Raw genomic sequence first — 25,726 nt, forward strand, 5'->3', positions numbered from 1 at the left:
GAAGGTGAAAGAACATGGTTAAACGAGCGTTAAGCTCGGTTAACGCCGTCGCGTCAGGTCACATCCGCAGGTGATCTGCGATCACCCGGAGACCGGCGTTTCCCTCGCCGCAATCCCGCCATGGCCGGCGCGCCTCCTTGTCCCGGGGCGGTTGGGGAGCGGCCTTGAGATTGGAGTGACGGCCATGATGATGCGCACCGCCGGCGGGCCCGGACTGATAAGCCCCATCGACCATGGCAGGCGGCGAAAGCCCCTGCCCCGGTCCACCTGGCTGGCCATCGGCGCGGTCACCCTCGCTCACATCGGGATCGGCATCGTCCTGCACTATCAGAGATTCGAGCCCCGCATCCTGCCGGCGCGGTCAGAACCGCCAACCCTGACAGGCCCGATCCTGACCCTGGAACGCAAGCCGCCGCCACCGGTCGCCAGTGAGACCCCGCCCGCGCCGAACCCGCCGATCCATCGCACCGAGGCACCGCCCGCCGCCGTCGACACCCTGCCGACGGTCATCTCCGAGGCGCCGGCCACCGACGCGGGTCCGGCGATCAATCTGACGACGCTCGCGGACACCGCGACGGCGACGGGCACGGCGACCGCACCGGTCGAGGCGGCATCCGCCGGCCCGCCGGTCATCGCCGCCCCGCGCTGGATCCAGCGCCCGAGCGGCGATCAGCTGACCCGGGCCTATCCGACCCGCGCCCTGAACGCTGAGGTAGCAGGCACGGCCAGCCTGAGCTGCCGCGTTCAGGCGGCCGGGACGGTGACCGCCTGTACGGTCTTGTCGGAAACACCCGGCGGCTACGGCTTCGGGCGGGCGGCGATTGGTCTGAGCCGCTATTTCCGCATGAGTCCCCAGACCGTCGACGGACGGCCGGTGGACGGGGCCCAGGTGACCATCGGCCTGCGCTTCACCCTGCCGGACGACTGAACCGCAGCGGGTCGAGGGCGGCCGCCCGGGCTGCGGGCGGCCGTCCCTCGATCCCGTCGGCCACGATCCGCCCGACCAGCGGCCCAAGCAGCCAGCCGTTGCGGCGGGGAGCGAGGGCAAAATGCAAACCGGGCACGCCCGCCGGGCCGGCCAGCGGCAGGCCGTCGGCGGTCGAGCCACGAATGCCCCCGGTCCAGGACACCGGGCTGTCCAGCGTCTGGTCCAGCAGCCGTTCGGCCACGGCCTCCAGCCGGCGGGACTGGTCCGGATCGGGGGTAAGGTCGCGGCTGCCCGCGACCATGGTGGCCCCGATCAGCCAGTGATCGCGGGTGGTGACGACATAGCCGTCGGGGCCCCGGCGGACGCCTTGCGGCCCTAGCGGATGGAGCGCGCGGCCGATCTGGCCGGCGATGGGTTCGATGGCGTCGATCAGGGCGGCGACGTCCGGGGGCAGGCCCGGCAGGGCGGCGGCGGCGCCGGTGGCGAGGACGAGGTGACGGGCCGCCACCGGGCTGGCCGTGGTGGTCAGGGCCCAGCCCTGATCCGTGGCGCGGCCGTCCAGCGCCCGGGCCGACAGGACGGGGCGCGGGAGCCGGGCGGCCATGGCCGCCAGCGCCAGGGCGGGGTCGACCCGGACGTCGCCGGGGGCCTCGACCCGGTCGGCGTGCTGATGGACATCAAAGCCGAGGGCCCGCAGGCGGGCCGCGACCGCCGGGGCCTCCGCCCCGCGCCAGATCGCCGGGGTGGTGTCGAGCGCGATCCCCAGCCGGCGGGCGGTGTCCGGCCACAGGGCCGCCGCGTCGCGGAACAGGGCGGCCCGGTCGGGATCGCCCTCGGCCGACAGGGATTCGAAAGCCGGGGCGATCATGCCGGCGGCCACGGACGAGGCGTTCGCCCCGCCCGGATCGATCACGCACACGTCCCGCCCGCGCCCCGCCAGCTCGACGGCCACGCAAAGGCCGAGGACGCCGGCGCCGACGATCACGATGTCACTGGAAAGCTCCGCCACGGGGTGTCCATCGACCCGCCGCGTGGCGATTTCAAGGGGACGAATATCCCTCGGGTCCCCGGGTTTAATGCGTCTCCCGAATGAAGGGAGGGGGGAGTGGCCCTCTGACGCCCCGCAGCCCCTAGCCCCTAGCCCCATGATGTCAGCCGCAACCCAGTTTTACTCGTGACGCGAACTAACGGGTGGGCCTAGCCCCTTGGCGTCCTGGTTGAGTTGCTGCGGATCCTGTCGGGCTTCCAACTCATCTTTCTCGGCCGCGCCTTCGGTTAGGTTCCACACTAGTAGAGTGCCGAGACTGCCCAGCACGGCGGCGATCACAGCGCCGGCTAGGGCAGTTTGCCAGCTTAAGCCCCTTTGGCGCCTTGCCGTCGCATCGCGATCGGCAATATCAATGCGGGTCTCAAGAGCTTTCACTCTCTCTCGGATTTCGGCAAAATCTTGCCAGTTCACGCCTTCGAAGTTTCGCCCCCCGGGAAAGTCCTCTTGGAACAGCGGGTTGGCTACAGGCGGTTTTTCAGCCCTTTTCTTCGGGTTCAAGACGCGGCCTCCGACGACTTGTCCATCAGCCAAGATTGAAGCTCGGCCATCTTTTCGTCAGGGAGGGGTGCTGTCAGGATTACGTCCGCGACAGTGAAGGTGCCCGGGTCGCTGCCGTCGAGTGCCGCTCCCATCGACTGCTGCGGTTCAGGGAACTCCCCAGCTAGGTCGCCCTCAAATTCGACAGCCTCCATTGGCCTTCCGTTAATGATGAGGCGGGCGCGAAAAGCCGACGGCTCACGGGGCACTATTTCGAATTGCAGAACGACCGGAAATCCGGCGTTGTATTGAGCCGGAGTGGCGGGCGAAGTCTGGAATGACCTGCCATCCCGATCTGCAATCACGAGTGACAGGTTATCGAACAGGTCGAGTTGGAGCGTCAAACGAGGCGTCCGCCGTTCGAAGCTTCCTATTTCGAACAACACCTTACGGCGGGATTGGCCGGTCGCGCGGATCACTAGCACGGACGACCACACCAAACCTCGGCCGAGGTCCAAGGGGCCGATCTTTCCTAGGAGTTGGCTCATCCCATAATCCTCTGGCGGGTCGACGCTTCTCGAGTCAACGCAGCCACCCGCCGCTGGAGCCCAAGCCCCTGTTCAGTGAAAGCGAGAGCGCATTGATTCCAATCTTCCTTCGAAGGCGGCGGCAGGGAGTTTCGGCTTGGCTCATTGACCAGATCGTTCGTCTTCCTCTGCATCATCAATCTCGATCGACCGAGCGAAACTTAAATAGTCCATGTTTGTGGGCGGGGGCGGGCCAAAACCGAGCACGAATGATCTGACTTTCTCCGCATCTGCGCTTTCATTTGGTAGAAAGCGAATATCGGCAGCATGACGCGGATTGGCCGCCGAGACAGACCGCTGCATGAGAGCATATGTCCACCCCCTTGAAGGGAAGACGGCAAAAGCATCCCACAGAAATATCACAGCGTTGATCCGCCCGGTTCTGGCCAAGAAGTCCGCTGCCAGCTGCTCCAGTTGTTCGACCGGGGCGACTTTTTCACCGACCCAACCTTCAGCCAACGTGCAAAATATGAGTGCAGGGGCATCCATGGGTAACTGCTGTCTTTTGCGATTTAGAGTATTCCGCACCGTCTCAGGCTTAAAGTCTGGCGTGGAGAAAGCCGTGACCTCGCAGTTGAACTGATCCACGCCCTTTTTAGCAACAAAGTCGAAATCCTGCCCGCGCGAGCCGGTCTCTTCATGGAACGAGACCTGAAATCCAGCCTGCGTCATCACGCTAGCCGCCTGGGCCTCAAAAAACACTGACCGCAGAGAACTTTCCTCTAAGCGCGCCTGCAGTATAGCGAATCCTTCTGAATGGCGAAGGTTGAACAATGCATTCGCAAGGCTCATAAATCGCCAGTGGAAATGCGTCTCCAACCTGTCAGGTGTGATTCCTAGGAATGGATCTGTGGCGGAGTCTGGATTGACGTTCTTTTCTCCAAAATCCTTGCTTGTCAGGGATCGGATCACTGCCAACGCCGCAGCGAACGGAAACGCTGACTCATCATCTCCATAGAGCCTTTTAGCTTGGGTAAGCCGCTTCCACAGCTCTGATTCAACGTCCGTGCTTATGCTGCTGGTCCTTATCGCTCGCGCCCTTGGTCAATATGTGCGGGCATTTTGCACCGCATTTAGGCAACTCCAAATCACATCATCCAGCGGCAGGACGAAGGTGGCAATCCACTCGACGAACATTAAGTCGGCGCACCACAACTGCGGCAGCGGGTAAAAGGGCCGGGATAAGGAACGCACAGGTCCGAAGGCTCGCGCCTGGTCGTCGTTAAATGCAGGTCGATCCGACCGACCGCCAAGAGAGCATGAAGCATGACATCCGTCTGTCGCGCCCGCCTCACGGGACGTGAGACGGCAAAGATTCGCCCTGTCAGGCGCGGCCTCTCTCACTCCGCCGCGAGGACTTCCTCAGGCTTCACCGCGCGCGCCGCTTCCAGCCGGTCGATCAGGGCGTCGTGCTGTTGCCAGAGGGCGGGCGGGAGGCGGTCGCCGAACCGGGCGTAGAATTCGGGGATCAGGGCGGCCTCTTCCGACCAGACCTCGGGGTCGACGGACAGGAGGGTATCGAGCGCGGCGTCGGTCAGATCGACGCCGGTGAGGTCCAGCGCGTCGCGGGCGGGGACGCGACCGACGGAGGTGTCCCGGGCGGCGGCCTTGCCGTCCAGACGTTCAGCGATCCACTTCAGGACGCGGGCATTGTCGCCGAAGCCGGGCCAGACGAAGCGGCCGTCATGGTCCTTGCGGAACCAGTTGACGAAATACAGGCCCGGCAGTTTGTCGGGGTCCGCCTGTTCACCCAGGGTCAGCCAGTGGGCGAAATAGTCGCCCATGTTGTAGCCGCAGAAGGGCAGCATGGCGAAGGGATCGCGGCGCAGGGTGCCGATGGCGTTCTCGGCCGCCGCCGTGCCTTCGGACGCCACAGTCGAGCCCATGAAGACGCCGTGCTCCCAGTCGAAGGCCTCGGTCACCAGGGGGACGGCTGAGGCGCGGCGGCCGCCGAACAGGATGGCGTCGATGGGGACGCCCCGGGGGTCTTCCCATTCGGGGGCGATGGTCGGGCACTGGGCCGCCGGCGCGGCGAAACGGGCATTGGGATGGGCGGCGGGCTCTCCGGACGCCGGATCGTGCGGCTGGCCCTTCCAGTTGATCAGGCCTTCGGGAGCCTCCTTGGTCAGGCCCTCCCACCAAACGTCGCCGTCGGCGGTTCGGGCGGTGTTGGTGAAGATGGTGTTGGTGGCGAGGGTGTCCAGGGCGTTCTGGTTGGTGTTGCGGCTGGTGCCGGGGGCGACGCCGAAGAAGCCGGCCTCCGGATTGACGGCATACAGCCGGCCGTCGTCGCCGAAGCGCATCCAGGCGATGTCGTCGCCGATGGTCTCGGCGGTCCAGCCCGGGATCGAGGGCTGGAGCATGGCCAGGTTGGTCTTGCCGCAGGCGCTGGGGAAGGCGGCGGCCATGTATTTGGCGCGGCCGTTCGGGTCGGTGAGCTTGAGGATCAGCATATGCTCGGCCAGCCAGCCCTCGTCGCGGGCCATGACCGAGGCGATGCGCAGGGCGTAGCATTTCTTGCCCAGCAAGGCGTTGCCGCCATAGCCCGAGCCATAGGACCAGATTTCGCGGGTCTCGGGGAAATGGACGATCCACTTGTCCGCATTGCAGGGCCAGGCCACGTCCGCCTGCCCTTCGGCCAGCGGCGCGCCGAGGGTGTGGACGGCGGGGACGAAGACCCCGTCCTCGCCCAGAACGTCCAGCGCCGGCCGGCCCATGCGGGTCATGATGCCCATGGAGACGGCGACATAGCCGCTGTCGGTGATCTCGACGCCCAGCGCGCTGATGGGCGAGCCCAGCGGCCCCATGGAGAAGGGCACGACATACATCGTCCGGCCGGCCATACAGCCGTCGAACAGGCCGTTCAGGCGCTGGCGCATCTCGACCGGATCGGCCCAGTTGTTGGTCGGGCCGGCGTCCTGTTCGTCGGCGGGACAGATGAAGGTGCGGCTCTCGACCCGGGCGACGTCGCGGGGGTCCGACGCCGCATGGTAGCAGCCGGGGCGTCTGGTCTGGTCCAGCGGGGTCAGGGTGCCGCGCCGGACGAGGTCGGCGATGATCGTGGCCTTTTCGGCCTCGGACCCGTCGCACCAGTGGACGCGGGCGGGCCGGGTCAGGGCGGCGATCTGTTCCACCCAGGCGATCAGGCCGGCATGACGGGTCGGGGCCGGGCGCAGGCCCGGAAGGCTCGAAAGGAAATCCACGCGCACGCTCCTGAAACGTCGGCCCGGCTGGTCTGATGCCGCCGTGACCCTCCCTGAATTGTAACAGGACCTCACGGTCTGTTACAGGCGCAGAGACACCGGGCCGGCGGCGGCGTCAAACGCGGCAAGATTTCGCCTCGAATGGGCCGGGTTGGCGGTGCGGACGGGCCGAATCCGGTCGCTTTGGGCGGGCGGCGGCTGTATTCCGGGCCGGTGAACAGCCTCGATCCGATCCAGTCCGCCCCCCTGCCCGGGGCCCGTATGTCGCCGGCGGTGGCGCGGAATACCGCCGCGATCCTGGATGTGCTGCGGGTGCATCTGGGCGCGCGGGCGCGGGTGCTGGAGGTGGCCTCGGGGTCGGGGGAGCATGCGGTGGCCTTCGCCCGCGCCCTGCCCGCCACCCGCTGGAAGCCCAGCGATCCGTCGGTGGAGGCGCGCGACAGTATCGCCGCCTGGGCGGGAGCGGCGGGGCTGGACAATCTGGAGCCGGCGCTGGCGCTGGATGCGGCCGACGCCGCGACCTGGCCGGAGGCGACCTTCGATGCCGTGGTCTGCATCAACATGATCCACATCAGCCCGTGGGCGGCGACGGAGGGGTTGATGGCCGGGGCCGGGCGGGTGCTGCGGGATCCGGGCGGGCTGCTGGTGCTGTACGGGCCGTTCCGCGAGGCGGAGGTGCCGCTGGCCCCGTCGAACGCGGATTTTGACGCCAGCCTGAAGGCGCGGGATCCGGACTGGGGCCTGAGGGAGCGGGAGGCGGTCGTGGACCTGGCCCGGACCCACCGGCTGCACCTGACCCGGCGGGTGGAGATGCCCGCCAACAATCTGATGCTGCTGTTCCGCCGCGCCTGACCTCCATCGAAAGCCAGTTCTCCTTGTCCTTTTCGCGCCTCTATGACGGCCCCGAGCCCAGCCGGATCAACAAATGGCTGGGGCAGAGCGGGGTCTGTTCGCGCCGCGAGGCCGATGCCCTGATCGCCGACGGTCTGGTGGCCATCGACGGCGAGGTCGTGACCGACGCCGGGCGCAAGATCGAGCCGGGCCAGACCCTGACCCTGTCCGACCGGGCCGAGAGCGCGCTGGCGGCCGGGATCACCATCGTGATGCACAAGCCGGTCGGCTATGTCTCGGGGCAGCCGGAGCCGGGCAAGATCCCGGCCGTGCGTCTGCTGACCGGGGCCAGCCGGATTGGTGAGGGCGCGGTCCCGGCCGCCGACGCCTCCCTGCCCCCGATCGGACGCCTGGACGAGGATTCGCGGGGGCTGCTGATGTTCTCGTCGGACGGGGTGGTGGCCAAGGCGGTGATCGGGCCCCAGTCCGATCTCGACAAGGAATACCTCGTCCGCATCGTCGGCGACGTGACCGAGAAGAAGCTGAAGATCCTGCGCCACGGCCTGATGCTCGACGGCCGCCAGCTGCGTCCCGCCTATGTCAGCCGGATGGAGAGCTTCCGCCTCAAGTTCATCCTGCGCGAAGGCCGCAATCGCCAGATCCGCCGGATGTGCGAGATGGTCGATCTGGAGGTCGTCGACCTGATCCGCGTCCGTATCGGGCCGATCAAGCTGGACAACCTGCCCGAGGGGGCGTGGCGAATGCTGACGGCGGAGGAGCGGGTCGCCCTGCTGGCCTGAGCCGGATCAGGCCGAGTCCTTCAGGGTCTGCAGATAGGCCATGAGGTCGTCGATCTCGCTGGCGCGGAAGACGAACTCGGGCATGGCGGGGTGGCCGGTGACCAGACCCTCGCCGAAGGCCTCTTCCAGCTGATCCAGCGGATAGCGCTGGACGATGACCCGGAAGGGGGTGGCGGCGGCCATCGGACTGTCGCCGGTCAGCCCCGTTGCGTGGCAGCTGGCGCAGACGCCCGAGGTGATCCGCTGGCCCCGCGCGGCGGCGTCAGCATTGGCCAGGGCGAGGCCCGACATCGGATCGGGCGCCGGGGCCGGCTCGGGCGGAGACGCGCATCCGGCCGCGAGGACGCCGGCCAGAACCAGGGCGGGGAGGATACGCAGGATGGCCATGATGCTTTCTCCGGAACCGCCGCACGATGCCGGATCGGCGTTCGCACGCCTTGATCGAGATCAAGGCCGGCCCATGCAGGCAAGCGTACAGCACGGTCAAGGAGAGCGCCAATGACCTGTGCCAGCCTTCTGGTTGCCGTCGAGGACAGCCCCGACAGCGACGCCCGCCTCGAACTGGCCTGCGACCTTTCGCTGGCGCTGGGGGCCCATCTGACCGGTCTGTGCGCCGGCTATATGGCCCCGCCGCTGTATGACCCGCTGGCCGGAGGTGCCATGCTGGGCGAGCTGATGGCCTGGTACCGCGAGGCAGCCGGGGCCGAGGTCGAACAGGCGCGGGTGCGCTTCCGCGCCATCGTCGAGGCCCGTGCCATCGCCGCGGACTGGCAGGGACAGATCGGCGATCCGGCCATGGTCTGCAGCGCGGCGGCACGGGGGGCCGATCTGGTCATGCTCGGGACCCGCAAGGCGAGGGCCCCGGCGACCGGACCCGATGTGGCGGACGTGCTGATGGCCTGTGGCCGGCCGGTGCTGGTTGTGCCCCCGAACCGGCTGCGCAATCCGGTGGGCGAGCCGGCCCTGGTGGCCTGGAACGACCGGCGCGAGGCCCGCATTGCCCTGACCCTGTCCCTGCCGCTGCTACGCCTGGCCAGCCACGTCGTCCTGTATGCGGTCGACCCAAGGGTTGAGATGCCATCCACAGGCGCAGGTCTGGACGAGGTCGTCACTTGGCTGGAGCGGCACTGCGTTGCCGCCGAGGCCGTTGTCGTCCCCCCGGGCGACGCCTCGACCGGACGCCAGATCCTCGACGAGGCCCTGACCCGCAAGGCCGGCTTGATCGTGGCGGGGGGCTATGGCCACGCCCGGCTGCGCGAATGGGCCTGGGCGGAGTGACCCGCGATCTCATCAACGACAGCCCGATCTGCCTCTGTCTGGCGCACTAGCCCTCTTGTTTCCGGGGGATGCCCACACGACCTCACAGGGCTATGTCCATCTTGAGTTGGCGCGGGAGCCCGGCCACCCGCAGGGGAGGTCGGCACCGGCCATGCCACAGGGCCGCAACACCCTGGTGCCGGGCTTCATGGCCGGCATGGAGGCGGCCCATGCGCGCTTCGGCCGCCTGCCATGGCCCCGACTGTTCGAGCCCTCGATCTGGCATGCCCGAACGGGGTGACGGTCTGGTGCAACAGGGTGCCTGTCCCGAGCCCTCCCTCGACGCAGTCAGGGCCCGTGGGCTCCCGATAGAGGTCCCTGATCCCACCCGGCCCGCCACCCTTTGCTACTGGGCCAAATGAGTTCAGACCCTAGGGAACCGGCGGGGCCAGGTCCGGGAGGGGCATCCAGCCGATGAAGACCAGCCCCATCACCCCGGCCCACAGGATCAGGGCGACCCAGGTGGTGGTGAAGAACTTCTTCTTCAGGTTCGGCGTCTTCGGCGCGCCCCACTGGCTGCCGTCGGTCGGCGGCTCGTGGGTCTCGGCCGAGGTGCCCAGCGGCAGGACGGCGAACAGCACCACCCACCAGCACACGATGTAGATGGCGAACATGGTCACGGGCCCGATGGGCATCAGTGCGTCTCCTTGGGCGTTTCCATCAGTTCGACCAGCACCCCGCCCATGTCCTTCGGGTGCAGGAACAGGATCGCCGTGCCATGGGCCCCGATCCGGGGCTCGCCAGTCCCCAGCAGGGTCGCACCCTTCGCCCGCAGAGCGTCGCGGGCCGCGAGGATATCCTCGACCTCGAAACAGACGTGATGCTGGCCGCCCTTGGGGTTCTTCGCGAGGAAACCGCGGATCGGACTGTCGTCGCCGAGCGGCTCGATCAGCTCGATCTGGCTGTTAGGCAGGTCGATGAAACAGACACGTACGCCCTGGGCGGGCAGATCGAACGGCACTCCCGCCGATGTGGCCCCGAGCAAGTCTCGGTACAGGGCGACGCTGGCCTCAATGGAGGGCGTGGCGACGCCGATGTGGTTCAGTCTTCCGATCATTGGACGGCTATGGCCCCTGGACCGCCTCCGGGGCAAGCCGCTCCCAGACCGGGTGCCCGGAGCGCGAGCAGGGTGGATCGTCGCACCTCGGCGGACATGAGGCCGGAGTCCTCAAGGATGCAACCGACCACGGTGTTGGAATTCGGGGCCAGCAGCCCATAGGGCTGGTTTAGCGCCTCCAGCCGTCGTCGCGCCGCGTCGAGGGCGTCCGGTGCCCCCGCCACCATGTCAGGATCGCGACTGACGAGGGTCATCTCGTGCAGCGCCTCGCCTGAACTCGGGAAGTCGTAGGCGTCCTCGTCGAAGGGGGTGAGGCGCGCCGACAGGCGGTTGAAAGATTCGGTGTCGCCCGGGAACTTGCCGTTCTGGCTGGCCGAGAACACCAGAGCCTCCCCCTCCTCCGGCACGACGAGAATATAGGCGTGGCGCGGAAACAGCAGAAAATGCCCCAGCCATTTGGTCAGATGCACCAGGGGTGCCTCGTCCGGCCCCAGGGCATGGGCCCCGATATAGATGCCCGGCGGCATGACGCGGCTGTCGATCCGGCCGTTCACCGCCTGCATCCGGTCGACCATGACCTGATCCAGAAGGAAGGTCCCACCCTCGAGCGCCTCCTCGAAATGCGCGCGCAGGTCCGCCGGCGACGGATCGGGTCCAAGCTCCCCGCCATGGATGACCCGGAAGGCCTCGTCCGAGGTCTCGCCGGGCGTGCTGAACCACAGCACGCCCAGTTCGTGCGCCGTTCGCGCCGCCGGATCCTCGCCGCGAAAGGTCGACAGGCTGAGCACCAGATTGACCGCAGCGAACAGGGCGACGAACCCCGCCAGCCCCTGCCCTCCGATCAGCGCCCATTTGCGCCAGCCCGCCAGCGGGTAGCGGGCATGGCGGACGCGCTCCCGCAACCGGCGTCCCCTGTCCCGAAACCGGTCGAAGCGGGGGCCCGGCATCGCCGTCAGAAGTCTCAGGATGACGGTCTCGACGATCGGGCGGCGATCCCAGATCTGCTGGGAGGCCTTCTTCAGCACTCGCCCGACGGCGGCCTCGACCACCATGTCGTCGTCCTTGGCCTCGCCCTTCAGGCTGTTGACGGCCTGTTCGACCCGTTCGGCCAGATCGTCGAGGGCATCACCCAGAGGCGTGACCTCGTCGCCTGGCAGGCCGATACCACGCACATCGATGTCGCTGACGATCTTGCCGCGCTTGTCCATGGCGAAGCTGACCACCAGCACGCCGTTGGTCGAGGCGTGGCGGCGCTCGCGCAGGGCCTCGCCCTTCTCGGTCACCACCATGCCGCCGTCGACATAGAGGCGGCCGTTCGGCACCTCGTCGATGATGGCCGCCTTGCCCGGGGCCAGACGGACCAGATCGCCGTTTCGGGGCGTGACGGTCTCTTGCACGCCCAGATCGCGCGCCAGCGCCGCATGCTCCATCAGATGGCGGCGCATCCCGTGCGTGGGGATGGAGACGCGCGGCCGGGCCCAGGCGTACATCTGCCGCATCTCGTCGCGGCACGGGTGGCCGGAGACGTGGATGCCCGGATGATCCTTCTCGGTGTAGAGGCGCACGCCCCGGTCCGCGAGACGGTCCTGAAGGTCGGCGATCGCCAGCTCATTACCCGGAATGACCCGCGACGAGAACAGGCAGTGATCGCCCGCGCCCAGCTTGATGAAGGGGTGCGATCCGTCGGCGATGCGCGACAGGGCCGCGCGATCCTCGCCCTGGCTGCCGGTGCACAGATACAGGATCTCGTCGGCGGGCCAGTGACGGGCCTCGTCCTCGGACAGGATGGCCCGGCTCTCGTTGAACAGGCCGACGTGTTTGGCGGCCGCCGTGATCCGGTGCATCGAGCGACCCGCGAGGGCGACGCGCCGTCCGGCCTTGTCCGCCGCCTTGATGACGCTGACCATGCGGGCGACGTTGGAGGCGAAACAGCCGACCGCGATCTTGCCCTTCTTCAGGCTGCCGATCAGCGCGATCAGGCCTTCCTGGGCCTCGAGCTCCGATCCCGCCTCCCCTTCGACGAAGACGTTGGTGGAGTCGCAGACCATGGCCAGCAGGCCCTCGTCGCCCATCTTCTGGATCGCGGCGACGTCCGTCGGCTTGCCAATGACCGGGTTCGGATCCAGCTTCCAGTCGCCGGTGTGGAACACGCTGCCCAGAGGGGTGGCGATCTTCAGGCCGTTCGGCTCCGCGATCGAATGGGTCATGGTGATGAAGTCGACCTGGAACGGCCCCAGATCGACATGGCCGCCCAGCGGCACCTCGATGATCTTCACGTCCTTCAGGATGCCGGCGTCGCGCAGCTTCTCGCGGATCAGGAAGGCGGTGAAGGGCGTGGCGTACAGCGGGGCCTTGATCCGGCTCCACAGCCAGCCGAGCGCGCCGATATGGTCCTCGTGCGCGTGGGTCAGCAGGATGCCGCGGATGTTCTCGCCCTCGAGGAAGGACGGATCCGGCACGATGATGTCCACTCCGGGCGTCGACTGGTCGCCGAAGGTCACGCCGACGTCGACGATGATCCACTGACGATCGTCTTCGGGCCCGTAGCCATAGCAGTTGAGGTTCATTCCGACCTCGCCCGAGCCGCCCAGCGGCAGGAAGACGAGTTCGTCGTTCGATTTGATTTTTGTCATGTGTCCGTCAGATGGGTATTGCGGCGCCAGATTTCGAGCAGGCCGCGGATGGTCAGGTCCGGATCGAACCGGTCGATGCTTTCGGTAGCGCCTTCGAACAGGGAGGCCACGCCGCCGGTTCCGACGACGGTCATGGGTTTTCCCCACTCGGCCTTGATGCGCTGGACCATGCCCTCAATCAGGCTGACATAGCCCCAGAAGACACCGGACTGCATATTGGACACAGTGTCCTTGCCGATAACCTTGTCCGGCCGCTGGATGGCGATGCGGGGCAGCATGGCCGCCGCCTCGTGCAGCGCCTGAAGGCTGAGATTGATCCCCGGGGCGATGGCCCCGCCCTCGAACGCGCCATCGGCGGCGACGATGTCAAAAGTGGTGGCGGTGCCGCTGTCGATGACGATCAGGTCCCCCGGATAGATCAGATGGGCCCCGATGGCGTTGACCAGCCGGTCGGCGCCCGCCTCGCTCGGCTTGGTAATCCGCACGGGGATGCCGATCTCGACATTGTCCCCGATCACCAGCGGCTCGACGTTCAGATAGCGCCTCGACAGGTTACGCAGATTGAAGATCGACTGAGGCACGACGCTGGAGATGATGCAGCCGTCCAGCGACGACAGTTCGATCCGCCGCATGGTCAGCAGTTGGCTAAGCCAGACCGCGTATTCGTCCGCCGTGCGGCTGGCCTCGGTCGCGGTGCGCCACTGGGCGATCCAGCTGTCGCCGTCGTGCACGGCGAAGAGCGTGTTGGTGTTGCCCTGTTCGATGGCCAGAAGCATCAGGCAGCCTCTCCGAAGAAGACATCGCCCGCCGAGATCAGGCGCAGGGTGCCATCAGCGGTCCGCAGGCGCAGGGCCCCGTCCGGAGCGACCCCGTCGGCAATCCCCGTGACGGTCTCATGGCCGAGGCGCGCCACACAGGGGCCCTCCAGACCATGGGTCCGAGCCGTCCAGGCGTCGAGGATGGGCTGGAAGCCGAAACGATCCCAGCGGTCCTGCCAGACGGCAAAGGCCTCGGCCAGAACCTCAGCCGCGGCCTCGACCGGGGGCGGATAGGCGATGTCGGGTCGCAGATGCACCGCCAGACTGGTCGCCGGCCGCTCAGTCTCTTCCGGGGCATGGGCCAGATTGACCCCGATGCCCACGGCAAGCCAAAGCCCGCCCGAAGGATGGGTTCCGGATTCGATCAGGATCCCGGCCGCCTTCTTCCCATCGATCAGGACATCATTGGGCCACTTGATGCTCACTGAACCGGGCACAGCAAAAGCGTCCAGAAGATCAGCCACGGCGAGGGCCGCAACGAACGTCACCTGAGCCGCCTCGGCCGGGGACTTCGACGTCAGCAGCAACAGGGTGGAAAACAGATTGCCGTTCCCACTGTCCCAGGCCCGCCCGCGACGGCCGCGACCGGCGGATTGCTGGCGGGCCACGATCCACTGTGACGTCGAGTCTCCGGCCTCGGCCCGGCGACGGGCCTCGGCATTGGTGGAATCGATCGCGTCGAGAATGTGGAGGGCGGGCAACACCGCCCTAGCCCGGTCCGAACCCGGAGGCGGCGATGCGGGTCAGGGGTTCCAGCCAGGTCAGGCCGACGATCACCAACGGGAAGGCGAAGGCCGCGCAAGCCCAGCCGATCCACTGGCTCTCGACCGGAGCCTTGTCGGTTTTCGCCACCCCCTCGGGGGCCGGGTCGAACCACATCAGTTTGATGATCCGCAGATAGTAGAAGGCGGCCACGACCGAGGCCACCAGACCCGCCGCCGCCACCATCCAGTAGCCGGCCGAGGCGGCGGCACCGAAGACATAGTATTTGCCCCAGAAGCCCGAGAACGGCGGCATCCCCAGCACCGACAGCGACAGGACGGTGATGGCCGTGGCCGTCAGCGGCCGGTCCTGTTTGAGGCCGGCCAGATCGGCGATGCTGCGGATGGGTCGGCCGTTGCGGCTCAGCGACAGCAGGATGGCGAAGAAGCCGAGGGTGTCGATCATGTACAGGGTCATGAACAGGACCATCGCCTGCAGCCCCTGTTCCGTGCCCGCGGCGATGCCCAGCAGGGCGTAGCCGATGTTGGCGATGGAGGAATAGGCCAGCAGGCGCTGGATATCCTTCTGCACCAGACCACCCCAGGCCCCGACCACGAAACTGGCCAGCGCAATCAGGATCAGCACCTGGGCCCACTGGTCATGGGCCTGCAGGAAGCCCTCGGACAGGGCCCGGCCGAAAAGGACCATGGCCGCCATCTTCGGCGCCGTGGTGAAGAAGGCCACGACGGGCGTCGGCGCGCCCTCATAGACGTCGGGCGTCCACATATGGAAGGGCGCGGCCGAGACCTTGAACGCCAGACCACAGATCAGGAACACCAGACCGAAGATCAGGCCAGGGCCCGGATTGGCCGTCGCATAGGCGGCGATGTCCTCGAACCGCATCGATCCCGAGAAGCCGTAGATCAGGCTGGAGCCATACAGCAGCAGCCCCGACGACAGGGCCCCCAGCACGAAATACTTCAGCCCGGCCTCCGAGGCTTTCAGGTCGTCGCGGTGGTAGGCGGCGAGGACGTAGAGGGCCAGGGAATGCAGCTCCACCCCGACATACAGGGAGATCAGGTCGCCCGAGGACACCATCATCCCCATGCCGGCGGCGGCCAGCACGATCAGGACCGGGTATTCGAACCGGGCGATGCCGTTCCGCTGCATCCAGCCGCCACCGAGGATGACCGCCACGGCCGAGGCCAGATAGATGGCGACCTTGGCATAGAGGGCCAGGGGATCGGCAACATAGGCCCCGTTGAAGGCGGTGCCGAGCGGGCCGGTCGCGGCAACCGCGGCGGCCCCGATCAGGAGGGCCACGGCGAGGATGGAAATCAGCCGGGCTGACTTCTCGCCGATGAAGGCACCGAGCAGCAGGAGCACGAGGGCACCGATCGCGAGCGTCAGCTCGGAAGCGGCGAGGTTCAGGGCGTAGGACAGGTCAGGCATGGTCTCTCACCCGCCGGTCGCGAGGCGCCAGGCGCCGATGACGGCGTCGACGGAAGGGGCGGTGTAATCCAGCACGAGGCCCGGCTGGACGCCCAGCCAGATCGTGCCGACGATCAGCGGAACGAAGATCACCAGTTCCCGCAGGTCAATGTCCTTGATTGTGGCCAGCGCCGGATTGGTGATCTCGCCGAACATGACGTTGCGATACAGCGTCAGGGCATAGACGGCCGACAGGATGACGCCGGTCGCGGCCACGAACGCCGCCCAGGTGGAGGCCTGATAGACCCCGGTCATGGTCAGCATCTCGCCGATGAAGCCCGAGGTCCCCGGCAGGCCGACATTGGCCATGGTGAACATCAGGAAGATCGCCGCGTACCACGGCATCCGGTTGGTCAGGCCGCCGTAGAAGGCGATCTCGCGGGTGTGCATCCGGTCATAGACCACGCCGACGCACAGGAAGAGCGCGCCCGAGATCAGGCCGTGGCTCAACATCTGGAAGATGGCTCCCTGCATCCCCTGGGCGTTGCCCGCGAAGATGCCCATAGTCACGAAACCCATGTGGGCGACCGAGGAGTAAGCGATCAGCTTCTTGATGTCGGTCTGACGGAAGGCGACCAGCGAGGTGTAAACGATGGCGATAACCGACAGGGTGAAGACCAGCGGCCGGTACAGGACCGAGGCGTCCGGGAACATCGGCACATTGAACAGGATGAAGCCGTAGCCGCCCAGCTTGAGCAGGATGCCGGCGAGGATGACCGAGCCCGCCGTCGGGGCCTGGACGTGGGCGTCGGGCAGCCAGGTGTGCACCGGCCACATCGGCATCTTGACCGCGAAGGAGGCGAAGAAGGCCAGCCACAGGATCGACTGGGCCTGCGGACCGAAGGCGTACTCCTTCAGCGCCGGGATGCTGGTGGTGCCCGCCTCATTGGCCATCCACAGCATGGCCAGCAGCATCAGGACGGATCCCAGCAGGGTGTAGAGAAAGAACTTGTAGGCCGCGTAGATCCGGTTGGCCCCGCCCCACACCCCGATGATGATGAACATCGGCACCAGGGTGCCTTCGAAGAAGATGTAGAACAGGAACAGGTCCAGCGAGGTGAAGACGCCGATGACCAGCGTCTCCAGCACGAGGAAGGCGATCATATAGTCGGAGACGCGCGTCTCGATCGTCTTCCAGCTGGCCAGGATGCAGATCGGCATCAGAAAGGCGGTCAGCAGGACGAACAGGATCGACACCCCGTCCACACCCAGATGATAGCCGGCCCCGGCGAACCAGACGAAATTCTCGACGAACTGATAGGCCGGGTTGGTGCTGTCGAAGTCCAGCACGAGGATGGTCGCCACGGCCAAAGTCAGCAGGGTGGTGATCAGCGCGCCCCAGCGGGCGATGCCGTCCTGTCCGGACGGGGACAGCAGGCGACCCAGCAGGATCAGCCCTGCCCCCACCAGCGGCAGGAAGGTGACGACGCTCAGGATATAGGGGATCGCACCCATCTTATGCGCCCCAGGCGTAGATGGCGAAGGCGAGCAGACCGGCCACGCCGAGCAGCATCACGAACGCATAGTGATAGAGATAGCCGGACTGGATCTTGGCCAGGCGCGCCGCGGACTTCAGCGAGGCCCACGCGGCCCCGTTGGGGCCCAGACCGTCGATGATCTTCACGTCGCCGACTTTCCAGAACAGGTCACCCAGAGCCCGGGCTCCCTTGACGAAGACGACGTCATACAGCTCGTCGAAATACCATTTATTGTAGAGGAAGCTCCACAACGGCCCCTGTTTGTCGGCCATCCGCTTCGCCAGCCCCTCGCGCAGGACGTAGTAGTAGAAGGCGATGAAGGCCCCCAGCAGGGTCACGACCAGCGGCGACCACTTCACCCACAAGGGGACCTCGTGGCTGTGGTGCAGGACGTGGTTGTCGGGGCTGTTGAAGATGGCCCCGCGCCAGAACTCGGTCTCGTGATGGCCGATAAAGCTCGGGGCGAACACGAAGCCGGCCGCCACCGCGCCGATCGACAGCAGGATCAGCGGCACCAGCATGACCCAGGGGCTCTCATGCGGCTTCAGCGGCCCGTGGTGGCCATGGCCGTGATCGTCGGGGGCGTGGTCATCATCCAGCGGCTCGGCGTGCGTCTCCAGCTGCGCCGGATGGGCCGCGTGATCGTCATGCGCATGGGCGTGCTCGTCTTCCTTCCACGCCGGCTTGTTGTGGAAGGTCATGAAGATCAGCCGCCACGAATAGTAGCTGGTCAGGGCCGCCGCGAAGATGCCGACGATGAAGGCGAAATACCCCGCCGCGGAGTGGCCGGTCGTGGCCGCCGCATAGGCGCTCTCGATGATCGAATCCTTGGAGTAGAAGCCGGCGAAGCCGCCGATCTCGGGGATGCCCAGGCCCGTAATCGCGATCGTGCCGATCATCATCACCGCATAGGTGACGGGCAGCAGCTTCCACAGCCCGCCCATCTTCCGCATGTCCTGCTCGTGATGCATGCCGTGGATCACCGAGCCGGCCCCGAGGAACAGCAGGGCCTTGAAGAAGGCGTGGGTGAACAGGTGGAACATGGCGGATTCGTAGACGCCGACGCCTGCCGCAAAGAACATGTAGCCCAGCTGCGAACAGGTCGAATAGGCGATGACCCGCTTGATGTCGTTCTGCATCAGACCGACCGTTGCTGCGAACAGGGCCGTGACTGCCCCCGTGATGGCGATGATCAGCGAGGCGGTCGGGGCATACTCGTAAATGGGCGACAGCAGGCAGACCATATAGACGCCGGCCGTGACCATGGTCGCGGCGTGGATCAGGGCCGACACCGGCGTAGGGCCTTCCATGGCGTCCGGCAGCCAGGTGTGCAGGAAGAACTGGGCAGACTTGCCCATGGCCCCGATGAACAGCAGCACGCCCGCCAGATCCAGCGCCGACCACGTGTAGCCCAGGAACTGCCATCCCTGCCCCTCCTGCGCCGCGATCAGCGGGAACAGCTCGGCGAACTGGATGGTGCCGAACATCCAGAAGACGGTGATGATGCCCAGCGCAAAGCCGAAGTCGCCGACCCGGTTGACCACGAAGGCCTTGATGGCGGCGGCGCTGGCGGTCGACTTCTTGTACCAGAAGCCGATCAGCAGATAGGAGGCCAGCCCCACGCCTTCCCAGCCGAAGAACAGCTGCATGAAGTCGGCGGCGGTGACCAGCGCCAGCATGGCGAAGGTGAACAGCGACAGATAGGCGAAGAAGCGCGGCTTCGAGTTGTCCTCGGCCATGTATCCCCAGGAATACAGGTGCACGAGCGAGGACACGCTGGTGACGACCACCAGCATGACCGCCGACAGGGCGTCGATGCGGATCGACCAGCTGGACTGGAAATCGCCGACATTGATGAATGGCGCGACCGTGACGGTGAAAGGCTCGAGATGGCCCCAGGTCCACTGGCCGAACACGATCCAGGCGATCACGCAGGAGACGAACAGCAGACCGGTGGTGATGGCCTGCGAAGGAATGTTGCCGATCCGGCGGCCGAAGAAGCCGGCGATGGCCGCGCCGAGCAGCGGGGCGAAGACGCCGAGTGTAACGAGCAGTTCGAGAGACACGCCGATCAGCCCTTCATCACGTTCGCATCGTCAACCGCGATGTCGCCGCGGTTGCGGAAGAAGGTCACGAGGATGGCGAGGCCCACGGCCGCCTCGGCCGCGGCCACGGTCAGGACGAACATGGCCATGATCTGCCCGGACACATCGTTCAGATAGGCCGAGAAGGCGACGAAGTTGATGTTCACGGCCAGCAGGATCAGCTCGATCGACATCAGGATGATGATGACGTTCTTGCGGTTCACGAAGATGCCGAAGACCCCGATGGTGAACAGCATCGCGCCCACCGCCAGATAGTGCTGCAGGGTGACGTCCATCAGCGCAGTTCCTTGCCGGTGACGCCGACGCCGGTCGCGACACCCTTGATCTCGACCGAGGTCTTGCGGTCGCGGTTGGTCTGGGCACCCGGATCCTGACGGCGGACGGACGGCCGTTTGCGCAGGGTCAGGATGATGGCCCCGATCATGGCGATCAGCAGCACGATGCCCGCCGCCTGGAAGATGTAGACATAGTCGGTGTAGAGGACCCGCCCGATCGCCTCGACGTTCGAGATTTCGGCCGTGGCGACCACAGGGGCGATCGCATCCGCCGCCGCGCCGCCCTGAACGACCACGATCGAGATCATGATCATCTCGGCCAGCAGGATGCCCGCCACGATCGCCGCGAGCGGCAGATAGGTGGCGTAGCCCTCACGCAGGCGCACGAAGTCGACGTCCAGCATCATCACGACGAACAGGAACAGCACCGCGACCGCGCCGACGTAGACGACCACCAGCAGCATCGCCAGGAACTCGGCCCCGAGCAGGACGAACAGGCCCGCGGAGGAGAAGAAGGCCAGAATCAGCCAGAGCACGCTGTGCACAGGATTGCGGGCGGTCACGACCAGCAGGCCGGACGCCACGGCCACTGCCGACAGCAGATAGAAGGCTATGCCTTGCAGCATGGGAGGCTTTCGCCCTTTCCGAAATGGTGCGGCGCAATCGCCGCACCTCTTAGACAGCGTTCGCTCCAAAATGAAGCGAGCAAATGGATCGCGGACCTCCTGGTCCGCAAAAGCAGGGGAAGGCGGACCTGAAGGTCCGCGCTCCCATCACCGATAGGGTGCGTCCAGCTCCAGATTCTTGGCGATCAGTCGTTCCCAGCGGTCGCCGTTATCCAGCAGCCGCTGCTTGTCGTAGTAGAGTTCCTCGCGGGTCTCGGTCGCGAACTCGTAATTCGGGCCCTCGACGATGGCGTCCACGGGGCAGGCCTCCTGGCACAGGCCGCAGTAGATGCACTTGACCATGTCGATGTCATAACGGGTCGTGCGGCGGCTGCCGTCGCTGCGGGGCTCCGATTCGATGGTGATGGCCTGGGCCGGACAGATGGCCTCGCACAGCTTGCAGGCGATGCAGCGTTCCTCGCCGTTGGCATAGCGGCGCAGGGCGTGCTCGCCCCGGAACCGGGGCGACTGCGGGTTGCGCTCGAAGGGATAGTTCACCGTCATCTTGGGACGGGCCATCTGCTTCAGCGACAGGCCGATGGCCCCCACCAGGTCCAGCATCATCGCGCCCTTGGCGGCCTGGGCGATACGGGTCAGCATTATTCTGGGTCTCCCGGACGACGGCAATCGCGACGGTAGCGATCGGTGTCCTTGTTCATCATGGCGCAGAGCCGCACCCGCTCTGCCTCGCCGCGCTCGATCGTTTCCTGGCGGCGCTGCCACTGGGCCGGCGAGTTGGGCTCGGCTTCATACGGTCCGGGGAAGGCGCAGCCGGACAGGGCCGTGGCCGACAGGGCGAGGGTGATCATCCGGATCATCCCCCCACCACAAAGACGCGCCAGGCGGACACCACGACCACGGCGACCAGCGACGTGGGAAGGAAGATCTTCCAGCCCAGGCGCATGAGCTGGTCGTACCGGTAGCGCGGCACGAAGGCCTTCACCAGGGAGATCATGAAGAACCAGAAGACGATCTTGGCGAAGAAGACGAGGAACAACAGCAGGTTGACCAGGAAGGGTGGCCAGTCGGCGGCGAAGTCGATCGGGAACCCCGGGTTCCAGCCCCCGAAGAACAGGATGCTCATCATCGCGCACATGAAGATGATGTTCACGTACTCGCCCATCATGAACAGCAGATAGGGCGTTCGACGAGTACTCGACCTGATACCCCGCCACGAGCTCGGACTCCGCTTCGGGGAGGTCAAAGGGCGGGCGGTTGGTTTCGGCGAGGGCCGAAACGAAGAACATGATCGACATCGGGAACAGCGCCACCACCAGCGGCCATGTGTCGGCTCCACCGCCGAACCCGTACCAGTTCCAGAACCAGCCCGCCTGCGAGGCGACGATGGTCGACAGGTTCATGCTGCCGGCGAGCAGGATGACATTGATGATGATCAGCCCGATGGAGACCTCGTAGGACACCATCTGGGCCGCGGAGCGCAGGGAGCCGAGGAACGGATATTTCGAGTTGGACGCCCAGCCGCCCATGATGATTCCGTACACGCCCAGCGAACTGATCGCGAAGACGTACAGGATCCCGACATTGAGGTCGGATACCACCCAGCCCGGCGCAAACGGGATCACCGCCCAGACGATGAAGGCCGTGATGACGGTGATCACCGGCGCGATCAGGAAGACCGTCTTGTCGGCACCGGCCGGGACGATGATCTCCTTCAACACGAATTTGATCATGTCGGCGAAGGACTGCAGAAGGCCGAACGGGCCGACGACATTGGGCCCCTTGCGCATCTGGACGCTCGCCCAGATCTTGCGATCGGCCAGCAGGAGGAAGGCCACGGCGACAAGCACGCCGACGGTGATCAGCAGGACGGCACCCGTGGTCGCCAGGGTCCAGCCGCCGGGTGTGGTCCAGAAACTCTCGGTCATCGGCTACTCCGCCGCCAGCAGGACCGGGGCCATGCGCAGGGCGCTCAGCTCGGCCATGGTCGCACTGGCGCGCGCGATCGGGTTGTTCAGATACGGGTCGGTGACGGCGGGGACAAACGCGACGTCGCCGAGCTCGCCCTTGCGGCCGAGCGCGGCCACATCGAACGATTCGGCCGGTGCCCGATAGTCGATCCGGCCAAAGGTCGGATGGTCGGCCATCAACCGGCCGCGAAGCTGGTCGAGGGTGTCATACGGCAGGGTGTGCCCCACCCTCTCGGACAGGGCGCGCAGGATGGCCCAGTCCTCCTTGGCCTCGCCCTTCGGGAAGACGGCCCGTTCGGCCATCTGCACCCGGCCCTCGGTGTTCACATAGAGGCCCGATTTCTCGGTCCAGGCCGCGCCCGGCAGGATGACATCGGCGGTGTGGGCTCCGCGATCGCCATGGCTGCCCAGATAGACCTTGAAGGCTTTTGACGGCCCGGTCTCGATTTCGTCCGCCCCGAGCAGGAACAGCACGTCCAGCGCGCCCGGCTGGACCATCTCGTGGGCACTCAGACCCCCGGTCGCCGGCACAAAACCCATGTCCAGACCGCCGACGCGTGCGGCGGCGTGGTGCAGGATGTTGAAACCGTTCCAGCCGGGCTTCACCACGCCGGCTTTCGCCGCCAGCTTGCCCAGCGCCGCCAGCACGGCAGGTCCGTCCGACCCGGTCAGGGCTCCGGTACCGATAATGATGGCGGGACGTTCGGCACCGGTCAGGGCGTCCATCGCGGCCTTGGGCAGTTTGGCGATGGTACGGGTCCCGCGACCGACGACGTCATAGTCATAGGTCAGGTCGGCGGCGTCTCCGATCAGTGCGATCCGGGTCTTGCCCGCCAGCCAGCTCTTGCGGATCCGCTGGTTCAGCAGCGGGGCCTCGGTGCGCGGATTGACGCCCACGAGAAGGATGGAATCCGCGTCCTCAATGCCCTGCAGACCGGTGTTGAACACCCAGCCCTCGCGGGGACCATAGCCCAGGGCCGATCCGTCCTGACGGCAGTCGATATTGGCCGAACCCAGCGCCTGGAACAGGTCCAGCGCCGCCTTCATCGATTCCGCATCCTGGAGGTCGCCAGCGATCACACCGACCCGCTTGGCAGGTGCCGCTTTCAGATGCGTGGCGATAGCGCTCAGGGCTTCGTCCCATGAGGCCACGCGCAGTTTGCCATTCTCACGGACATAGGGCCGGTCGAGCCGCCGGGCCTGAAGGCCGTCGACGACATAGCGGCTCTTGTCCGACAGCCACTCCTCATTGATCCCCTCGTGCACGCGGGGCAGGATCCGCATGATCTCGGCCCCCTTGGACTGGGCCGAGATGTTGGAGCCGAGCGCGTCCATAACGTCGACCGTCTCGGTCTTCTTCAACTCCCACGGACGGTAGTGGAACTGCCAAGGACGGTGGGTCAGGGCCCCAACCGGGCAAAGGTCATTGACGTTGCCCGACAGCTCGGAGCCGACCGCGCTTTCCAGATAGGTGGTGATTTCGGCATCCTCGCCGCGCGAGATCATGCCGATGTCCGGGACACCCGCCACTTCCGACACGAACCGCACGCAGCGGGTGCACTGGATGCACCGCGTCATGAAGGTCTTGATGGTCGGACCCATGTATTTGTCTTCGACCGCGCGCTTGTTCTCGGCATAGCGCGAACCGTCGCGGCCATAGCCCATGGCCTGGTCCTGCAGGTCGCACTCGCCGCCCTGGTCGCAGATCGGACAGTCCAGCGGGTGGTTGATGAGCAGGAACTCCATCACCCCTTCGCGCGCCTTCTTCACCATCGGCGTGTCGGTAAAGATTTCCTGACCCTCGGCGGCCGGCAGGGCGCAGCTGGCCTGGGGCTTGGGCGGCCCCGGCTTCACCTCAACCAGACACATGCGGCAGTTGCCCGCAATGGACAGCCGCTCGTGGTAGCAGAAACGCGGGATCTCATGCCCGGCGCGCTCGGCGACCTGCAGCACCGTCATCCCGGGCTCGAACTCGGTTTCAACGCCGTTGACCTTGGCGATCGGCATTATTCTCGGACTCCGCCGTAGGGATGATCGACCAGGTGGGAGCAGTTCCCGATCCGGTCCATTCGTTCTTCGATTCGATCAAGCCGACCGATCCGGCAGGCCTGGACTTCACGGGCATCGACGACCATCAGCCGGCCGCCCCCGAAACCGGGACCGTCAGCACGGCAGTCTCGGTCGTGCTATCCGGAAGCGTCTGGGTGATGGTGATCTCGTCGCCGCGCAGGGCATAGCGCACGACCGGATCGGCTGCTTCATTCATCCAGCGCACGGATACGGGATCGGGCAGGTCCAGGGGCTTCCAGACGACCAGACCGTCGCCGGCTCGGCACTGGGCCCGCATGATCCCGCCGTCAACCGGCGCGCGCCACTGGGCATCGATGATCCCGCCGGCCTCGCCGGTCAGTTCGATGGCGGCAATCTCCTGACCATGAATAGCGGCCAGACCGGCGCGGCAAACCCGGCGCAGATCCACCGGTGTCAGGACGGCCGGCGTTGTGGCCACGGCATCAGAGACCGGCGGCGTGGCCGCGGCCGTGACAGGTGCCTCCGCCGGGGCCTCGGTGCGGCCACATCCGGCTGTGAGCGCCAAAAGGGCGATCAGGGGAACAATCCGCATCATCCGCAGGCTCCCGTGCGCACGCAGGCGTCGATCAGCGGCACCCACCGGGCATAGCCCGCAGCCGTCAGGTGCAGGTCGTCCTCTGTCACGGCCGGGTCCAGCCGGTCATTGCCAACGACGAATGCCGAATGAATGTCGAGGAACGCCGCCCCGTTGCGCTCCGACGCCGCTTTGAGACGGGCGTTGAGATCCCGAATGCGGGCGTCGAATTCTGGCTGCCGGGGCAGGACGCTCTGAACGACGACGGGCGTATCCGGCAGGGCTTCAGCCCACAGGGACAGCAGCTGATCCACCCGGCCGGCAATGACCTCGGGGGCTTGGCCGTTGGCGAGATCGTTGGTGCCGATCAGCAGCATGATCCGACCGGGCTTCGCATCGACGACCTGACGGTAGCGGACCAGCAGACCCTCGGCCCGGTCACCACCGATGCCGTAGTTCCGCGTCTCGACGCCGGGAAACAGCGCCGCCCAGTCACCGCCCTCGGTGATGCTGTCGCCGACGAAGGCGACGCCACCGTTCAGGGGCGCATAGCCGGAAAACACGTTGGTGCGCTCGCGATAGTGGTTGGTGAGCCATTCGGTGCCGACATAGGCCGCCGGGATCGGGACAACGTCCTGCGGGCTGTGATCGGCCACCGCCTGCTGGCCGGAAACGGCCGTGCGCGAAACCGTGTCCGGCGAACCGGCCACGGCCGTCAGCGCGAGCGATCCCGCCAGAAGGGCGATCGCCGCGATCCGGGTTGTGCCTCGGGACATCG

25 protein-coding genes and 2 pseudogenes are annotated in these 25,726 nt (G+C 66.5%); 5 read left to right on the forward strand and 22 right to left on the reverse strand.

Going from position 1 to position 25,726, the window contains the following annotated elements; all coding sequences use genetic code 11:
- The first annotated feature begins 184 nt into the window (after positions 1 to 184).
- Positions 185 to 928 carry a TonB family protein gene (locus SJY26_RS12780; RefSeq protein WP_396593396.1) on the forward strand — a complete coding sequence of 248 codons (744 nt, stop codon included), beginning with the start codon at positions 185 to 187 and terminating at the stop codon, positions 926 to 928.
- Here SJY26_RS12780 and SJY26_RS12785 read toward each other — a convergent pair.
- From SJY26_RS12785 to SJY26_RS12805, 5 genes are all read right to left on the reverse strand, one after another.
- Positions 909 to 1,937 (reverse strand): NAD(P)/FAD-dependent oxidoreductase, encoded by a 1,029-nt coding sequence (locus tag SJY26_RS12785; RefSeq protein WP_396593397.1) that lies wholly within the window; start codon positions 1,935 to 1,937, stop codon positions 909 to 911. The genes SJY26_RS12780 and SJY26_RS12785 overlap by 20 nt on opposite strands.
- A gap of 159 nt (positions 1,938 to 2,096) precedes the next feature.
- Positions 2,097 to 2,474 carry a hypothetical protein gene (locus SJY26_RS12790; protein ID WP_396593398.1) on the reverse strand — a complete coding sequence of 126 codons (378 nt, stop codon included), beginning with the start codon at positions 2,472 to 2,474 and terminating at the stop codon, positions 2,097 to 2,099.
- Complete coding sequence (locus SJY26_RS12795; protein WP_396593399.1) at positions 2,471 to 3,001, reverse strand: hypothetical protein; 531 nt, start codon at positions 2,999 to 3,001, stop codon at positions 2,471 to 2,473. Before SJY26_RS12795 ends, SJY26_RS12790 begins: the two co-directional genes overlap by 4 nt.
- 141 nt (positions 3,002 to 3,142) lie before the next feature.
- A complete protein-coding gene (locus SJY26_RS12800) occupies positions 3,143 to 3,952 on the reverse strand; it encodes a hypothetical protein (protein ID WP_396593400.1) in 810 nt (269 codons plus the stop codon).
- 428 nt (positions 3,953 to 4,380) lie between these two features.
- Positions 4,381 to 6,243: a phosphoenolpyruvate carboxykinase (GTP) gene (locus SJY26_RS12805; protein ID WP_396593401.1), complete on the reverse strand. Its 1,863-nt coding sequence runs from the start codon at positions 6,241 to 6,243 to the stop codon at positions 4,381 to 4,383.
- Between the two features lie 141 nt (positions 6,244 to 6,384).
- Between SJY26_RS12805 and SJY26_RS12810 the strand changes: the two genes are divergently transcribed.
- Positions 6,385 to 7,095 carry a DUF938 domain-containing protein gene (locus tag SJY26_RS12810; protein WP_396593402.1) on the forward strand — a complete coding sequence of 237 codons (711 nt, stop codon included), beginning with the start codon at positions 6,385 to 6,387 and terminating at the stop codon, positions 7,093 to 7,095.
- A 23-nt stretch (positions 7,096 to 7,118) separates the two neighbouring features.
- A complete protein-coding gene (locus tag SJY26_RS12815; protein ID WP_396593403.1) occupies positions 7,119 to 7,874 on the forward strand; it encodes a pseudouridine synthase in 756 nt (251 codons plus the stop codon).
- A 6-nt stretch (positions 7,875 to 7,880) separates the two neighbouring features.
- On the opposite strand, the gene SJY26_RS12820 is transcribed toward SJY26_RS12815, so the two are convergent.
- Entirely contained in the window at positions 7,881 to 8,261 is a 381-nt protein-coding gene (locus SJY26_RS12820; RefSeq protein WP_396593404.1) for a c-type cytochrome, read from the reverse strand.
- 111 nt (positions 8,262 to 8,372) lie between these two features.
- On the opposite strand from SJY26_RS12820, the gene SJY26_RS12825 reads away from it, so the two are divergent.
- Together SJY26_RS12825 and SJY26_RS12830 are read left to right on the forward strand one after the other, a co-directional pair.
- Positions 8,373 to 9,152, forward strand: a complete 780-nt coding sequence (locus SJY26_RS12825; RefSeq protein WP_396593405.1) for a universal stress protein — start codon at positions 8,373 to 8,375, stop codon at positions 9,150 to 9,152.
- A 151-nt stretch (positions 9,153 to 9,303) separates the two neighbouring features.
- A complete protein-coding gene (locus SJY26_RS12830) occupies positions 9,304 to 9,432 on the forward strand; it encodes a gamma-glutamyltransferase (RefSeq protein ID WP_396593406.1) in 129 nt (42 codons plus the stop codon).
- A 130-nt stretch (positions 9,433 to 9,562) separates the two neighbouring features.
- Here the strand turns inward: SJY26_RS12830 and SJY26_RS12835 are convergent, their stop codons facing one another.
- The 16 genes and pseudogenes from SJY26_RS12835 to SJY26_RS12910 all read right to left on the reverse strand — a co-directional run bounded on the left by SJY26_RS12835 (position 9,563) and on the right by SJY26_RS12910 (position 25,724).
- Positions 9,563 to 9,826: a DUF1467 family protein gene (locus SJY26_RS12835; protein ID WP_396593407.1), complete on the reverse strand. Its 264-nt coding sequence runs from the start codon at positions 9,824 to 9,826 to the stop codon at positions 9,563 to 9,565.
- The gene (mce, locus tag SJY26_RS12840) at positions 9,826 to 10,248 is read right to left on the reverse strand and encodes a methylmalonyl-CoA epimerase (protein ID WP_396593408.1); all 423 of its coding nucleotides are present in this window, start codon (positions 10,246 to 10,248) and stop codon (positions 9,826 to 9,828) included. Before mce ends, SJY26_RS12835 begins: the two co-directional genes overlap by 1 nt.
- A 956-nt stretch (positions 10,249 to 11,204) precedes the next feature.
- A pseudogene (locus tag SJY26_RS12845) lies at positions 11,205 to 12,881 on the reverse strand (ribonuclease J); the annotation flags it as partial.
- Positions 12,878 to 13,660, reverse strand: a complete 783-nt coding sequence (locus SJY26_RS12850; RefSeq protein ID WP_396595763.1) for a type III pantothenate kinase — start codon at positions 13,658 to 13,660, stop codon at positions 12,878 to 12,880. The pseudogene SJY26_RS12845 and the gene SJY26_RS12850, both read right to left, overlap by 4 nt.
- Positions 13,657 to 14,403 (reverse strand): biotin--[acetyl-CoA-carboxylase] ligase, encoded by a 747-nt coding sequence (locus tag SJY26_RS12855; RefSeq protein ID WP_396593409.1) that lies wholly within the window; start codon positions 14,401 to 14,403, stop codon positions 13,657 to 13,659. Before SJY26_RS12855 ends, SJY26_RS12850 begins: the two co-directional genes overlap by 4 nt.
- Positions 14,404 to 14,407: 4 nt before the next feature.
- Positions 14,408 to 15,853, reverse strand: a complete 1,446-nt coding sequence (gene nuoN, locus SJY26_RS12860) for an NADH-quinone oxidoreductase subunit NuoN (protein ID WP_396593410.1) — start codon at positions 15,851 to 15,853, stop codon at positions 14,408 to 14,410.
- Positions 15,854 to 15,859: 6 nt separating this feature from the next.
- Complete coding sequence (locus SJY26_RS12865; protein WP_396593411.1) at positions 15,860 to 17,347, reverse strand: NADH-quinone oxidoreductase subunit M; 1,488 nt, start codon at positions 17,345 to 17,347, stop codon at positions 15,860 to 15,862.
- Position 17,348: 1 nt separating this feature from the next.
- A complete protein-coding gene (gene nuoL, locus SJY26_RS12870; protein WP_396593412.1) occupies positions 17,349 to 19,436 on the reverse strand; it encodes an NADH-quinone oxidoreductase subunit L in 2,088 nt (695 codons plus the stop codon).
- A gap of 5 nt (positions 19,437 to 19,441) precedes the next feature.
- Positions 19,442 to 19,750 (reverse strand): NADH-quinone oxidoreductase subunit NuoK, encoded by a 309-nt coding sequence (nuoK, locus tag SJY26_RS12875; protein ID WP_396593413.1) that lies wholly within the window; start codon positions 19,748 to 19,750, stop codon positions 19,442 to 19,444.
- Positions 19,750 to 20,376 (reverse strand): NADH-quinone oxidoreductase subunit J, encoded by a 627-nt coding sequence (locus SJY26_RS12880; RefSeq protein ID WP_396593414.1) that lies wholly within the window; start codon positions 20,374 to 20,376, stop codon positions 19,750 to 19,752. The genes nuoK and SJY26_RS12880 overlap by 1 nt, the downstream gene beginning before the upstream one ends.
- Positions 20,377 to 20,523: 147 nt before the next feature.
- Positions 20,524 to 21,015: an NADH-quinone oxidoreductase subunit NuoI gene (gene nuoI, locus SJY26_RS12885; protein ID WP_396593415.1), complete on the reverse strand. Its 492-nt coding sequence runs from the start codon at positions 21,013 to 21,015 to the stop codon at positions 20,524 to 20,526.
- Entirely contained in the window at positions 21,015 to 21,224 is a 210-nt protein-coding gene (locus SJY26_RS12890) for a hypothetical protein (RefSeq protein ID WP_396593416.1), read from the reverse strand. The genes nuoI and SJY26_RS12890 overlap by 1 nt, the downstream gene beginning before the upstream one ends.
- A gap of 5 nt (positions 21,225 to 21,229) precedes the next feature.
- Positions 21,230 to 22,301: pseudogene (nuoH, locus tag SJY26_RS12895) on the reverse strand (NADH-quinone oxidoreductase subunit NuoH).
- A 3-nt stretch (positions 22,302 to 22,304) separates the two neighbouring features.
- Positions 22,305 to 24,350 (reverse strand): NADH-quinone oxidoreductase subunit NuoG, encoded by a 2,046-nt coding sequence (gene nuoG, locus SJY26_RS12900; RefSeq protein ID WP_396593417.1) that lies wholly within the window; start codon positions 24,348 to 24,350, stop codon positions 22,305 to 22,307.
- Between the two features lie 127 nt (positions 24,351 to 24,477).
- Positions 24,478 to 24,969: a hypothetical protein gene (locus SJY26_RS12905; RefSeq protein WP_396593418.1), complete on the reverse strand. Its 492-nt coding sequence runs from the start codon at positions 24,967 to 24,969 to the stop codon at positions 24,478 to 24,480.
- The gene (locus SJY26_RS12910) at positions 24,966 to 25,724 is read right to left on the reverse strand and encodes a GDSL-type esterase/lipase family protein (protein WP_396593419.1); all 759 of its coding nucleotides are present in this window, start codon (positions 25,722 to 25,724) and stop codon (positions 24,966 to 24,968) included. The genes SJY26_RS12905 and SJY26_RS12910 overlap by 4 nt, the downstream gene beginning before the upstream one ends.
- Positions 25,725 to 25,726: the final 2 nt, after the last annotated feature.

It is taken from the genome of Brevundimonas sp. R86498, from assembly GCF_044598075.1.
Taxonomy (GTDB): Bacteria; Pseudomonadota; Alphaproteobacteria; order Caulobacterales; family Caulobacteraceae; genus Brevundimonas.